Source organism: Bradyrhizobium sp. AZCC 1678, assembly GCF_036924765.1.
Classification (GTDB): Bacteria; Pseudomonadota; Alphaproteobacteria; order Rhizobiales; family Xanthobacteraceae; genus Bradyrhizobium; species Bradyrhizobium algeriense.
The window spans coordinates 5,001,519-5,015,049 of record NZ_JAZHSE010000001.1; the positions used below are offsets into that span (position 1 = coordinate 5,001,519).

The 13,531-nt window shown below is 63.2% G+C and carries 16 protein-coding genes; 7 read left to right on the forward strand and 9 right to left on the reverse strand.

The window, feature by feature from the left end; translation table 11 throughout:
* Positions 1-6: 6 nt before the first annotated feature.
* The 4 genes from V1294_RS23780 to V1294_RS23795 form a co-directional block, all read right to left on the reverse strand.
* The gene (locus V1294_RS23780) at positions 7-3,201 is read right to left on the reverse strand and encodes an efflux RND transporter permease subunit (protein ID WP_334500521.1); all 3,195 of its coding nucleotides are present in this window, start codon (positions 3,199-3,201) and stop codon (positions 7-9) included.
* Positions 3,198-4,598 carry an efflux RND transporter periplasmic adaptor subunit gene (locus V1294_RS23785; protein WP_334500522.1) on the reverse strand — a complete coding sequence of 467 codons (1,401 nt, stop codon included), beginning with the start codon at positions 4,596-4,598 and terminating at the stop codon, positions 3,198-3,200. The genes V1294_RS23780 and V1294_RS23785 overlap by 4 nt, the downstream gene beginning before the upstream one ends.
* Positions 4,595-4,948: a FixH family protein gene (locus V1294_RS23790; RefSeq protein WP_334504787.1), complete on the reverse strand. Its 354-nt coding sequence runs from the start codon at positions 4,946-4,948 to the stop codon at positions 4,595-4,597. The genes V1294_RS23785 and V1294_RS23790 overlap by 4 nt, the downstream gene beginning before the upstream one ends.
* Positions 4,949-5,084: 136 nt before the next feature.
* On the reverse strand, positions 5,085-5,459 hold the full coding sequence (locus tag V1294_RS23795; protein ID WP_334500523.1) for a hypothetical protein: 375 nt from the start codon (positions 5,457-5,459) through the stop codon (positions 5,085-5,087).
* A gap of 230 nt (positions 5,460-5,689) precedes the next feature.
* Between V1294_RS23795 and V1294_RS23800 the strand changes: the two genes are divergently transcribed.
* Positions 5,690-6,094, forward strand: a complete 405-nt coding sequence (locus V1294_RS23800; RefSeq protein ID WP_334500525.1) for a four-helix bundle copper-binding protein — start codon at positions 5,690-5,692, stop codon at positions 6,092-6,094.
* A gap of 19 nt (positions 6,095-6,113) precedes the next feature.
* On the opposite strand, the gene V1294_RS23805 is transcribed toward V1294_RS23800, so the two are convergent.
* Complete coding sequence (locus V1294_RS23805; RefSeq protein ID WP_334500527.1) at positions 6,114-6,761, reverse strand: class I SAM-dependent methyltransferase; 648 nt, start codon at positions 6,759-6,761, stop codon at positions 6,114-6,116.
* Positions 6,762-6,995: 234 nt separating this feature from the next.
* Here V1294_RS23805 and V1294_RS23810 point away from each other — a divergent pair, with 234 nt between their 5' ends.
* The 6 genes from V1294_RS23810 to V1294_RS23835 all read left to right on the forward strand — a co-directional run bounded on the left by V1294_RS23810 (position 6,996) and on the right by V1294_RS23835 (position 9,523).
* Positions 6,996-7,319, forward strand: coding sequence for an ArsR/SmtB family transcription factor (locus V1294_RS23810; RefSeq protein ID WP_247515881.1), 324 nt, complete (start codon positions 6,996-6,998; stop codon positions 7,317-7,319).
* Entirely contained in the window at positions 7,316-7,747 is a 432-nt protein-coding gene (locus V1294_RS23815; RefSeq protein WP_334500531.1) for an SRPBCC family protein, read from the forward strand. The genes V1294_RS23810 and V1294_RS23815 overlap by 4 nt, the downstream gene beginning before the upstream one ends.
* Positions 7,748-7,793: 46 nt before the next feature.
* Entirely contained in the window at positions 7,794-8,000 is a 207-nt protein-coding gene (locus tag V1294_RS23820) for a hypothetical protein (protein ID WP_334500533.1), read from the forward strand.
* Between the two features lie 25 nt (positions 8,001-8,025).
* On the forward strand, positions 8,026-8,496 hold the full coding sequence (locus tag V1294_RS23825; protein ID WP_334504789.1) for a DUF1801 domain-containing protein: 471 nt from the start codon (positions 8,026-8,028) through the stop codon (positions 8,494-8,496).
* A 44-nt stretch (positions 8,497-8,540) separates the two neighbouring features.
* Positions 8,541-8,972: a hypothetical protein gene (locus tag V1294_RS23830; RefSeq protein ID WP_334500535.1), complete on the forward strand. Its 432-nt coding sequence runs from the start codon at positions 8,541-8,543 to the stop codon at positions 8,970-8,972.
* A gap of 101 nt (positions 8,973-9,073) precedes the next feature.
* On the forward strand, positions 9,074-9,523 hold the full coding sequence (locus tag V1294_RS23835) for a DUF1801 domain-containing protein (RefSeq protein ID WP_334500537.1): 450 nt from the start codon (positions 9,074-9,076) through the stop codon (positions 9,521-9,523).
* Positions 9,524-9,602: 79 nt separating this feature from the next.
* Here the strand turns inward: V1294_RS23835 and V1294_RS23840 are convergent, their stop codons facing one another.
* The 4 genes from V1294_RS23840 to V1294_RS23855 form a co-directional block, all read right to left on the reverse strand.
* Positions 9,603-10,016, reverse strand: coding sequence for a GFA family protein (locus tag V1294_RS23840; protein WP_334480142.1), 414 nt, complete (start codon positions 10,014-10,016; stop codon positions 9,603-9,605).
* A gap of 35 nt (positions 10,017-10,051) precedes the next feature.
* Complete coding sequence (locus V1294_RS23845) at positions 10,052-10,516, reverse strand: SRPBCC family protein (RefSeq protein ID WP_334480140.1); 465 nt, start codon at positions 10,514-10,516, stop codon at positions 10,052-10,054.
* 2 nt (positions 10,517-10,518) lie between these two features.
* Complete coding sequence (locus V1294_RS23850; RefSeq protein WP_065745037.1) at positions 10,519-10,833, reverse strand: ArsR/SmtB family transcription factor; 315 nt, start codon at positions 10,831-10,833, stop codon at positions 10,519-10,521.
* A 234-nt stretch (positions 10,834-11,067) separates the two neighbouring features.
* Positions 11,068-13,416 (reverse strand): xanthine dehydrogenase family protein molybdopterin-binding subunit, encoded by a 2,349-nt coding sequence (locus tag V1294_RS23855; protein WP_334500539.1) that lies wholly within the window; start codon positions 13,414-13,416, stop codon positions 11,068-11,070.
* Positions 13,417-13,531 lie beyond the last annotated feature (115 nt).

The window sequence follows — 13,531 nt, forward strand, 5'->3', positions numbered from 1 at the left end:
TGCTCCTCATTGGACCGGCTCCAGAATGCCTTTCTTCCGCCGGCTGGAGGGCGCCGTCGAATGCGAAGCCCCTGCAGCGGAATCGTCGTCGGTCTTCAGCCCAAATCCCTTCACCAGGCCGAAGATCGCCGGGATCACGATCAGCGTCAGCAAGGTCGAGGAAATCATGCCGCCTATCATCGGCACGGCGATGCGCTGCATGATCTCGGAGCCGGTGCCGCTGCTCCACATGATCGGGAGCAGCCCGGCCATGATGGCCACCACCGTCATCATCTTCGGCCGCACGCGCTCCACCGCGCCCTCCATGATGGCGTCGTAGAGATCGCGCTTCGTCAGCGGCCGGTTTTCGGCGTCGCGGCGGGCCCTGATCTCGGCGAGCGCCTGGTTCAGGTAGATCAGCATTACCACGCCGGTCTCGGCAGCAACGCCCGCGAGCGCGATGAAGCCGACCGCGACCGCAACCGAAAGATTGAAGCCGAGCCACCACATCAGCCAGAGCCCGCCGACCAGTGCGAACGGCAGCGACAGCATCACGATCATCGTTTCTGTGACGGACCGGAAGTTGAGATACAACAGCAGGAAGATGATCAGCAGTGTTGCGGGAACGACGATTCTGAGCCTTGCGGTGGCGCGCTCGAGGTATTCGTACTGGCCGCTCCACATCACGTAATATCCAGGCGGAAACTGGATGCTGGCTTGCACGGCGCGCTGCGCCTCGGCGACATAGCCGCCGAGGTCGCGGTCGCGGATGTCGACATAGATGTAGGTCGCCAACTGGCCGTTCTCGGTGCGGATCGAGGACGGCCCGCGCGCGGGAGCGATCTTTGCGACTTCGCCGAGCGGAACAGCGCCGCCGGCCGGCATCGGCACCAGCACGTCGCTTGCAATCGCCTTTGGATTGTCGCGCAAATCCCGGGGGTAGCGCATGTTGACGGAGAAGCGCTGGCGTCCCTCGACTGTCGTCGTGACCGTCTGCCCGCCAAGCGCCGTTGCAATGGTGTCCTGGACGTCCTGGACCATGATGCCGTAGCGCGCCATCGCTTCGCGGTCCGGCGTGATCTCCAGATAATAGCCGCCGATGCCGCGCTCGGCGTAGGCGGACGAGGTGCCCGGGACCGCCTTCAGAACCTGCTCGATTTGCTTGGCGAGCTTGTCGATCTCGACCAGATCGGTGCCGATCACCTTGACCCCGACCGGGGTGCGGATGCCGGTCGACAGCATGTCGATGCGAGCCTTGATCGGCATGGTCCAGGCGTTGGAGACGCCGGGAAACTGTAGCGCCTTGTCCATCTCCGCGATCAGGCTGTCGATCGTCACGCCGGCCCGCCACTCCTGCTTTGGCTTGAGATTGACGACGGTCTCGTACATTTCTGACGGCGCCGGATCGGTTGCGGTCGCGGCGCGGCCTGCCTTGCCGTAGACGGATTCGACTTCCGGAAAAGACCGGATGATCCGATCCTGTGTCTGCATCAGTTCAGCGGACTTGGTGACAGAGATGCCCGGCAATGTTGTCGGCATGTAGAGCAGCGTGCCCTCGTTCAAATTGGGCATGAACTCGGTGCCGAGCTGCCGAGCTGGCCACACCGTCACGGCCAGAACGGCGAGCGCGATCAGGATCACCAATATTTTGGCGCGCATCACCGCCTTGATGACCGGCCGGTAGATCCAGATCAGGAAACGGTTGATCGGGTTCTTGTGCTCCGGAACGATCTTTCCACGCACGAACACAACCATCAGTGCCGGCACCAGCGTGACGGACAACAGCGCCGCCGCCGCCATCGCGAACGTCTTGGTGAAGGCGAGCGGGCTAAATAGCCGGCCCTCCTGCCCCTCCAGCGTGAAGATCGGCATGAACGATACGGTGATGATCAGCAGGCTGAAGAACAGTGCCGGGCCGACCTGGGCTGCCGCCTCGATCAGAATCGCGATCCGCGACTGTCCAGGCTCCGCCCGTTCGAGATGCTTGTGGGCATTCTCGATCATGACGATCGCCGCATCCACCATCGCGCCGATCGCGATTGCAATCCCGCCGAGGCTCATGATGTTGGAGCCTATGCCGAGCAGCTGCATCGCACCGAACGCCATCAGCACGCCGACCGGCAGCATCAGGATGGCGACCAGCGCGCTGCGGACGTGCAGCAGGAACACGATGCACACCAGCGCAACCACGACACTCTCCTCGAACAGCGTGTGCTTGAGCGTGTCGATGGCCGCGTAGATCAGGTTCGAGCGGTCGTAGACCGGCACGATCTCGACCGATTTCGGCAGGCTGCTGGCAATTTCCTTGAAACGCTTCTTGACGTTCTCGATGACGTCGAGCGCGTTGACGCCAAAGCGCTGCAGCACGATGCCGCTGGCGACCTCGCCCTCTCCGTTCAGTTCGGTGATGCCGCGCCGCTCGTCGGGGCCGAGCTCGACCCGGGCGACGTCGCGCAGCAGTACGGGCGTGCCATTGCTCACCTTCAGAACGACGTTGCCGAGGTCGTTGATGCCCTTCAGGTAGCCCTTGCCGCGGATCACGTATTCGAATTCGGATAGTTCTACGGTGCGGCCGCCGACGTCGGCGTTGCTGGCACGGATCGCCTCGCGCATCTTCTGCATGGTGATGCCGCGGTCGCGCATGCGCTGCGGATCGAGGATCACGTTGTACTGCTTGACGAAGCCGCCGACGCTCGCCACTTCCGCGACACCTTCGGCCTTGGCGAGCGCGAACTTCAGATTCCAGTCCTGGATGGCGCGCGTGTCGGAAAGGTTCAGCTCTTTCGACATGATAGCGTATTGGTAAACCCAGCCGACGCCGGTCGCATCCGGGCCGATGGTCGGCGTCACGCCGGCGGGAATACGCGAGGTCGCGGCGTTCAGGAATTCGAGCACGCGCGAGCGCGCCCAATAAATGTCGGTACCGTCCTCGAAGATGACGTAGACGAACGAGACGCCGAAGAACGAGAAACCGCGAACGACTTTCGATTTCGGTACCGTCAGCATCGCCGTCGTCAAGGGATAGGTGACCTGGTCCTCGATGACCTGCGGCGCCTGACCGGGATACTCCGTGTAAACGATGACCTGCGTGTCGGAGAGATCGGGAATGGCGTCCAGGGGCAGATGGATGAGTGCATAGAGGCCAGCCGCGGCAGCGAAGCCGGTGCCGAACAGCACCAGCAGCAGGTTACGGGCCGACCAAGCGATCAAGCGGGCAATCATTGCTGCGCTCCCTCGGCAAAGCCCTTGAGAGCCGCCTTCAGGTTACTCTCCGCATCAATCAGAAAATTGGCGGCAACGACGACGGGCTCTCCGTCCTTCACCCCGCTGCGGATTTCGATTAGTCCGCCGCCCCGGCGGCCGATCTTGACGTCACGGGGTTCGAACCGGCCCTCGCCCTTATCGACCAGAACGACCTGCCGAGAGCCCGTATCGAGCACCGAACTGTCGGGAACCGCCAGAACGGGCTCCGAGCCGCCAATCTCGATGTCGGCATCGACGTACATGTCCGGCAGTAACGCCAGATCTGAATTGTCGAGTTCGATCCGAACGCGGGCTGTCCGTGTCTCGCGGTTGACCTGGGGGTAGACGACCGCGATTTTTCCGGAGAAGTCCCGCGTCGGGAAGCTGCGCGCCCGGACGGTTACGGGCTGTCCGACCGCAAGCGAGCCGAGGTCGCGCTCGGCCACGTCGATCAATGCCCAGACAACCGAGGTGTCGGCGACGCGGAAGAGCACGTCGCCCGGTTGAGCTCTCATGCCCTGGACCGCGTTGCGTTCCAGTACGATGCCATCGCGCGGGGCCGACCACTCGACGGTCACGGGAACGACCCGCGTCCGTTCGATCGCGGTGATCACCGCGTCGGGCACGTCGAGGTTCATCAACCGCTGCCGCGAGCCGCGTCCGTAGGAGGGCTCGCCCGCGGTAGTCCTGGACGTTATTGTCGTCACATACTCGGCGGCCGCACTGGAAACTGCAGGACTGTAGACCTGCATCAAAGCCTGTCCCTTCTTGACGAAGGTGCCGGTCGTGACGTCGGCGACCGATTGCAGGTAGGTTTCCGCGCGCATCGCGATGACTGAGACTCGGCGCTCGTCTAGCTGAATCGTGCCTGGTGCGCGCACCACCGTCCGGATCGGTCGGAGGGCGGCCGGCTCCGACTTGACGCCGGTGCGCTGGATCTTTCCGGGCGAGACCTTGACCGATCCGTCGTCGCTGTCGTCGCCCTCGTAGACGGGGATGTAATCCATCCCCATCGAGTCCTTCTTCGGCGTCGGCGAAACATCCGGCAGGCCCATCGGGTTGCGGTAGTATTTGATCTTGCGGTCGGCAGGCGGCGCAGCCGCCACTTCCGCCGGATCGTCGAAACTGATGTCGGCCCCCGCGGGGACGGCGCGGTAGTCACGGCCGTCAGGTGTCTTTTTCGGCGTCAGCGAATAGAGCGGCTTGCCGTCCGGATCCTGGTAGTAGATCGCAGCGGAAGCCGGTTCGGCTTGCGCGATGACATGGGCGTGCTTGGTATCTCCACTCGACAAGACGAACGGACGCGAGATGATGACGGCCACCGTCGCAGCCCCAATGGCAGCGGCTGCCACGACTAGCAGGATCGACCGTTTCATTGGTCGGCCTGGATGACGAGTTTGTTTTCGACCGTGCCGGTTTCACCCTGCACCTTCGCGCCGAGCGACAATTGCCACCGGCCAGCCATGCCAAAGGTGGCCTTGAATCGGTAGGTGCCCGGCTCCGATCCCGGGAGCGGGGTGACCTTGGTGACCATCTCCTGCATGGCATCCGGAGCCATGTCGAGGCGCGTGGCGAAGATGACCGCGTCCGGAACAGGCTTGCCCGTCGTCTTGTCGACGAGCTTCACGGTGATGGTCTTGTCGGGGCCGGCCTTCACGGTCGGTTCGACAAGCCTGAACTCGTAGTTCTTGATGTCGGCAAGCGCGACGGAGGCGGCGCAGGTCATGACAGCGCCGGTCAGCGCAACCCAAAGGGTGCGCGAAAACTGATTGGCCTTCATAGTGATAATCCTCAGGTCTCGTGGTCAGCCGCGATGGCGGCATGGGCGCGGACGCCGCAAGAGCGCCGCGTACTCCGGCGAGCTACGCCGAAAGGACCAGGGACCGGGGAGGTTTTGGAGGGGGTGAGTATCCAATGCTTTCCACGTCGGGATCGCTGCCGGGAAGCAGCATCCGAAGCGTAACGGGCTGGATTTCAGCGACACCAGCCGGCAGCGGCGCCTGCAACGTCGTCGACACGCAGAGCGCCATCAACGGGCACTGGTCGCAATCCATAGGCGACGATTTGTCCGGGCAGCACGGCATATCGTCGGACATGGCGGTCATGTCATCGGACATCGACGTCATCGCCATCGATGCCGTCGCGCCCGTATTCGCCCGCGCCGTGAGCGGGGCGATGACGAGGCCGACGATCACAAGGACCGCCAGCAGCCGGCAAAGGTGGATCGAGCGTTTCACGGGGCCAGTTTCGCACAACCCGACCCATGATGGGAAGCAAAGTTCCATCACGAAATCGCGGGTTTCGTTAACATATCCCGATCGGGAATGATCGCATTGCGACGAATCAAATCCATCCGCACCCGGCAGGGCCAGGTTCGTATTGCCGGAGAGCCAGAACATTTTTCTGGGCCGCGACTTAAGGTAACAGCCGCCCGGTGGCGGTCTGCCCTCCAGCCAGGAGCACCACCATGCACGCCCGCGAAATGATCGGCACCCACCCGGCCGTCCAGGGCCAGATCAACGACACTCTGATCCGCTGCATCGAGGAATGTTATTCCTGCGCCCAGACCTGCACCTCCTGTGCCGACGCCTGCCTGTCAGAGCGCATGGTGCAGGAGCTGACCCAGTGCATCTGCCTGGATCTGGATTGCGCCGACATCTGCAACATCACCGGCCGCATCATGACCCGCAGGACGGGTTCCGATGACGAAGTGATGCGCCGCATGCTCAGCGTCTGCGCCGCCGCCTGCCGGCTTTGCGCGGAGGAGTGCCAGAAGCACGCTTCCATGCATGAACATTGCCGCATCTGCGCGGAAAGCTGCCGCCGCTGCATGGAGGCCTGCCAGGAATTGGCACGCGGCATGGCGCACTAACGCGCGCGGCGGGCGCGGGTTAGTCCTCGCGCCTGAATACGCTGAACTGGAAGATCTGCCGGGAATCCCACGGGGTCACGTGTTCGTGGCGCTGCGTATGCACCAGCTTGAACATGCTGCCGAGCGTCTGCCCGAGACTTGCGCTGTCATAGCGGGCGACCGGCAAGCCGCTGCATTTTTCGGGGCCGTCGAGCGCGAAGGTGGCGATGATGGCGTGCCCACCGACTTTCAGGCCACGTTCGAGGCGGGCGATGTAGGCGGCGCGATCGCTCGCGTCGGTGAGAAAGTGAAACGCCGCCCGGTCGTGCCAGATATCGTAGGGCCTGGCCGGCTCCCAGGTTGTCGCGTCCGCGACGATCCAGCGAACCCGATTGGCACTAGCGCCAAGGCGGCTCTCAAGGCGGCTCTCAAGGCGGCTTTTGGCGGCAGCCAGCGCCGCGCCTGACAGATCGAGCACGGTGACATCCTCAAACCCCTGCTCGATGAGATTGTCGACCAGCCGCGAAGCGCCGCCGCCGATGTCGATGATGGCCGAATTGCTGGTGGCGCCTGCCTGCACGATCAATTCGAGCGAAGGCGCCGGGCTTTGCTGAAACCAGCTGACCTCGTTCTCGCGCTTCGTCGTGTAGACGTTTTCCCAATGAGCCTGACGGCCGGCATCTTCCATGAGCCTCACCTCCCTGTCCGTACATGGTCATGCGGCCCGTCTTCGACAACGAGCCAACGACCATGCTCTGCTGCGCGGATGGCATCCGGCAATGCATAACCAGCGGGATATATTAATCTCAGGAGCCGGCGGTTCCCTCAGTGAGGCCTGCCATTTCGCTTCAAATTCCGACTTGACCAGCCCATATCTCCGCGGTTATGCATCGATCAATAATCCATAGGTTATCGATCCCAGATGCCGAACGCCCACGACGTGCTCTTCCGAACTCTAGCCGATCCTTCCCGTCGGGCGATCTTCGAGCGGCTGTGCCGCGAAGGAGAGCAGACGGTGGGAGCCCTGACGGCGCGGGCCGGGATCTCGCAACCGGCGGTCTCGAAACATCTCGGCGTTCTCAAGCAGGCCGGGCTGGTGCGCGACCGCCACCAAGGTCGGCAGACGCACTACAGCGCGCAGCTCGGCGCCCTGGCCCCGCTGATCGACTGGACGAGCGAGATGGCGGGGTTCTGGCAGAGGAAATTCGACGATCTCGAAGATCTGCTCAAACGGATGGACCAATGACCAACACCACGACCGAAACCCGCTCCGTCGTCGTCGAACGCGAGATGCCTCATGCCCCGGAAAAGCTCTGGCGTGCGCTCACGCAACCGCACCTGATGGAGGAATGGCTGATGAAGAACGACTTCAAGCCGGCCGTGGGCCACCGTTTCAATCTTCGCGGCGACTGGGGCGGCGTGCTGGACTGCGAGGTCCTCGCCATCGAGCCGAACAAGGAGCTGTCCTACACCTGGAATTTCAAGCACGAGGATGCGGCCTTCAATCTGCAGAGCGTGGTGACGTTTACACTCACCCCAACGCGCACGGGGACCCTGCTGCGCATGGAGCAGTCGGGCTTCCGGCCGGATCAGAAGCAGGCCTACGGCGGCGCCCACGCCGGCTGGCAGCAATTCTTCGCGAAGCTGGAAGAGGTCGTGGCGCGGGCGGACTGAAACCGCCGCGCTGCGCTTCGGCTCGTTTCAAATCAAAGGAGGGGTCATGAACTGGAATACGTCTATTCGGCAAATCCACCGCTGGCTGTCGATCGCCTTTACGGCGACCGTCATCGCCAACTTCGTCGCTATGGGATTGGGGGAACCTCCGACCTTGGTCATCTACTCGCCACTGCTCCCGCTGTTTTTGCTCCTGTTCACAGGTCTGTACATGTTCGTGCTACCCTATGCCGCCAAATGGCGCAGCGGCTGACGCAGCGGCGACAGGAATGAACGCGATGGTGCAAACGACATCGAGGAGGCCGGCAAAGGCCGCAAAGAAGGCCGCTGCCAAGCGGCCCGCCGCAACAAAGCCTACCCTGCTCTCAGGCGGCAATCCTCAGATCGCGAAGGGATATGGCGACGCACCCGTGCAGGCCTACATCGCCGCCATGCCGGGCTGGAAACGCGACATCGGGCGCCACCTCGACGCGCTCATCGTGCGCACCGTCCCCGGCGTGCACAAAGCCGTCAAGTGGAACTCGCCCTTCTATGGCGTCGAGGAGGGCAGCTGGTTCCTCAGCTTTCACTGCTTCACGAAATACGTCAAAGTGACTTTCTTCCGCGGCACATCGCTACACCCTCTCCCGTCCGGCGAGTCCAAGCACAAGGAAGTCCGCTACCTCGACATCCACGAGGACGACCTCGACGAAGCCCAGTTCGTCGACTGGGTGAAGCAAGCCAGCCAATTGCCCGGCGAACCATTGTGAGCGGCATGACAACAACCAGTACGACCCATCTTCGCGATACAGCTATGACCAACATGCTTACATTCGACGTGAGCAGAAGAGATGAGGATGGCGTTACCGTCATCACGCCGCGCGTCGATGGTGTCATGCTTACGACTTTAGCGGAGCAGTTTGAGTACAGTCATGGGCTGACGGACCCCGCTGGTGGACATGGCGGTCTCATCCCTCAGTTCTTTCGATATGGCCCGCTTGATCGGTATTTTCTCGGGAAATCTGGAACTCTCGCCAGCACACCAGGACGAATCTTTGTCCTAGGGTGCGAATGTGGCGAGGTAGGATGCTGGCCGCTAACGTGCTTGGTCAGCGCTGCGGACAGCAAGATCACTTGGCAGAGCTTTGAGCAACCGCACCGGCCGGCGCGCGACTATTCTTCGTTCGGTCCGTTCGTGTTCGAGTTAGAGCAATACGAAGAAGCATTGCATGGCCTGCCGGAGTAGGACTGCTTTCGGCGAACAGCGGGTATCGACGGCCGTTATGGATCGAGGATCTATCAGTTGGAGTGAAGCCAGTGGCAAAAGGTGGCACCGCATCTGCAACCATGACGAAAGCGACAATAGCCATGAAGAAGAGCGGCGCGAAGGAAGAAAAAGCCGGAGCTTCTCCCTCTCAGCACATCGATGCGAGAATCAAGGAGCTGGGCGATTGGCGCGGCGAGATGCTCGCGCGCATCCGAAGCATCATCAAGCAAGCCGACCCTGAAGTGGTCGAGGAGTGGAAGTGGCGCGGCGTTCCGGTATGGGAGCACGACGGCATCATCTGCACCGGCGAGACCTACAAGGCGGTCGTGAAGATGACCTTCGCCAAGGGCGCCTCGCTGGACGATCCAACAGACCTCTTCAACTCCAGCCTCGAAGGCAACACCAGGCGCGCCATCGATTTCCATCAGGGCGACAAGATCGATGAAAAGGCATTGAAGGCGCTCATTCGCGAGGCCGTGGCACTGAACACGACGGCGCGAGCTGCCCGGAAGAGACCAAAGAGCGCTTGAGGCGACGGCCGGAGGAGCAAGCACGCCACCACCTAGCGCCTCCGATCAGAGCCGGCGTTAGTATGGCATCCGGCGACACTTAACCAGGCGGCATGCGCTCGAATTTCTGCAGCGAGGAATCCATCGTATCCCAGGCATGGCCGCGGATGCCGTATGTGACCAGTTGCGGATTGAACCGGCTGGGGTCGTCAAGGCTGGTCGCGTGGACCGCTATCAGTTCCGGCATGGCGACGAATGTCACGTAGACCGGCGTTCCGCAGGTCGGGCAGAAGGCGTGGAGCTTTTCGTTCCCGCTGTCGCCCGCTACCCGCCAGTCTTTCGCTTCACCCGCGATGGTCACGTCGGCTCGCCGGGAGAAGACCAGATAGGATCCATGCCCCGTGCCGCTTCGCTTCTGGCAATCGCGGCATTGGCAGTGGGTCTCGACGACGGGTTTGCTGCTCGTCTCATAATGGATCGCGCCGCACGCACATCCGCCGGTATATTTCGTCATGGTCATTCTCCCGCTTCTGATTGATACGGCGGCGATCAAGCCGATTTCGGCTTGGCGAAAACGTCGAGGCCCTGGCCGGTTTCCAGCAAGGATTTCAGGCTGGCGAGGACGACCGGCCACCCCTTCTTGATGCCGTTCGCCATAGCGCTGCCGGCGGCGAGTTCGTCATGGGTGACGGTCAGCCGGACCATGTCCTCGTATTCCTCGATCTCGAACGTCACCCGGCTGGAGGCGGAAGGATCGGAGGCCTGCGACGGATTCGCCCAGGTGATGACGAGACGGGTCGGCGGCGAGACCTCGATGACCTTGCCGACGATTTGGACGGTCCGCTCTTCATTGGCGCGGACGTGCTCCCATTTCGATCCCGGTTTCCAGTCAGAGACGTTCTCGTGGCCCCAGTAACGCCTTGCGATCTCCGGTTTCGTGATCGCCGCGAACACCTTGTCCGGCGTCGAGCGAATATAGGTCACGTAGACAAAGCTGGTCGTCTCTTTGGTCATCGTCATTCTCCTTCGAGTTCTTTCTTCAGATCGTGCAGCAGGCTGAGCCGCTGCCGTTCGAATTTCCGCACCCACCGTTCGTAGACCTCGTGAAGCGGCACGGGGTTGATGAAATGCAGCTTTTCCCGGCCACGCTTGACCGTGCTCACGAGATTGGCCGCCTCCAGGATTTCGAGGTGCTGCGTGGCCGATTGCCGGGCCATGTCCAGGTTTTCGCAAAGCTGGCCGAGCGTCTGCCCATTCTTCTCACAAAGAAGGTCAAGCAGCTTTCTGCGTGTCGGGTCGCCCAGCGCTTTGAAAACCTTGTCGGCCTGCATCGGTCTCGCTCTTAATCGAGAACATAATATGCAGGTAAATACCTGCATGTCAAGCAACAGCAATCAAGCTCGCGATCAGGTGATCGTCACCTTTCGGATCAGGACTGACGATTGGGATTGGCGACGGGTCACGTCCGGATGCGGCTATTGGCCCACGCCTTGATGGGCGCCGTCGCAACAACCGTCGTCGGCCGGCAGTGGCTTTCAGGCCTGGCTGGGTATCCGTCGTTGGGACTATTGATCGGCGGACGTCGTGTCGGCGCGCGCACGCGATCGCGAGCCGGCCACCTGGATCGCATGCCAGATGCGGGCGGGCGTTGCGGGCATGTCGAGATGCCGCACGCCGAGCGGCGTCAGCGCGTTCATCACGGCGTTCATGATGGTGCCTGGGGCTGCGATAGCGCCGGCCTGACCGCTTCCCTTCACACCGAGCCGGTTGGCGCGGCTTGGAAAGTCTGATGTCAAACTGCCCTCGAACGCCGGAAGATCGTCGGCGCGCGGTAGTGCATAATCCATCAGCGAGCCCGAGAGGATCTGGCCGGTGTCGGCATCGAACAGCGCCTGCTCGAACAACGCCTGCCCGATGCCTTGCGCGACGCCGCCATGGACCTGCCCCAGCGTCAGGCGCGGATCGAGCAGGCGGCCGTAGTCGTCAAAGATGACGTAGCGGTCGAGCCTGACCTCACCGGTCTCGGGGTCGATCTCGACTTCGGCAACGTGGCAACCGTTGGGAAAGGTGTAGCGGTCGCACAGGTGCGTCGCCTTGTGCGCGAGGCCAGGCGCGACATCGTCGCCGGGCGTCTGGTAGGAGGCGCGCGCCACTTCCTCGAGGCTGACCTCCTGCCCGGTCGCGGCGACGCGCAATAGGCCGGCTTCGTAGTGAACCGCCTCCATACTGGCTTGCAGCAGGCGCGCGGCAAGCCGCCTCGCATTCTCGATCACGCCTTCGGCCGCCATCAGCAGTGCGGTGCTGCCCTGATGCATCGAGCGCGCCCCGCCATGCCCGCCGCCGGCGTCGAGATCATCCGTATCGCCCTGCCGAAACCGGAAGCGCTCGAGCGCCAGGCCGAACGCATCGGCCGCGATCTGGGCAAACGTCGTCTCATGGCCTTGGCCGTTGGAATGCGTGCCGACCATCAGATCGATCCGGCCGTCGTCACCGACGCGCACTTTCGCCACTTCATTGGGCTGGCCGCGCGACGTTTCGAGAAAGCAGGCGTAGCCCAGGCCACGCAGCCTGCCCCGCTTGCGCGAGCCTCGCCGGCGCGCATCGAAACCCGCGGCGGCCTTGACCGCGTGATCGATCGCGTGGGCAAAGCTGCCCTGCTCGACCGTAAGCCCCATCGCGCTTGCATGGGGAAAACGGCGAAAGATGTTCTTGCGCCGCAGCTTCAGCGCATCCATCCCGAGCTCGGCGGCAGCAATATCGATGCAGCGCTCGATCAGATAGTTCGCCTCGGGCTTGCCGGCGCCGCGATAGGCATCGACCGGCGTCGTGTTGGTGAACACGCCGCGGGTCTGAAAGGCGATCAGCGGGATGTCGTAGACGCCGCCCATGGCGCTCGCCATCGCCATGGTCGGCACGGCCGGCGCCACCGTCGAGACATGGGCGCCCAGATTGGCGAAGACTTTTGTGTCGAGCGCGAGGAAGCGGCCATCGCGGTCGAGCGCCAGACGAGCCCGGATCAGGCTGTCACGGCCATGGGCGGAGCCGGTGAAATCCTCGCTGCGATCCCCGATCCACGTGACCGGGCGACCGAGGCGGCGCGCCGCCCACAGCACCAGCACCCATTCCGGATAGAGCACGTTCTTCATCCCGAAGCCGCCGCCGACGTCGGGAATGCTGACGCGAAGCTTTTCCCTGCCGATGCGAAACACACCGTCGGCGAGCAGGTCACGGATCGCGTGTGCGCCGGCGGCCGAGGCGGTCAGGTGCAGACGACCGCTCGCGGCATCGAACTCCCCCAGCGCACCGCGCGTCTCCATCGGCGCGGCGACGACGCGGTTGTTGACCAGCTCGCATTCGACGACATGGGCGGCGTCGCGGATCACAGCTTCCACCGGGCCGATCTCGCCCCGGTTGAACTGGAACGCGATGTTGCCCCGCGCCTCCGGCCAGATCGACGGAGCGTCCGGCAGAATGGCATGCGCGATCGAGACCACCGGCGGCAGCGGCGCATAGTCGACGATGACCGCCTCGGCGGCATCGCGCGCGGCCTCAGTGCTTTCCGCAACCACGAACGCGACCGGCTCGCCGACATAACGAACGACGTCGCGCGCCAGTGCGTGACAGGGCGGCACCACGAGCGGCGTGGTCATCGGGATACTGGTCACCGCGCACGGCAGCGGGCCAATATTGTCGGCGGCCAATTCGGCTCCGGTGAGCACCGCCACAACGCCGGGCATCTGGCGCGCCGCATCGACGCTGATCGCGGCGATGCGCGCATGCGCATGCGGCGAGCGAACGACCACGCCATGAAGTGCGTTTGGCGCCACGAGATCAGCGATGTAGCGCCCGCGTCCCCGCACGAAGCGCTCGTCTTCGAGGCGATCGATGCTGCGCCCCAATAGCGGCTCGGTCATGTGAAGCTGTATGGAACCGGAGAGCTTCGAACGCAAGTAGCACCACAGTCAAGGCCGGACGGACGTACGACCGCAGGCCGGCTCACCATATCGGCCTCTGACTACAGACGCCCCG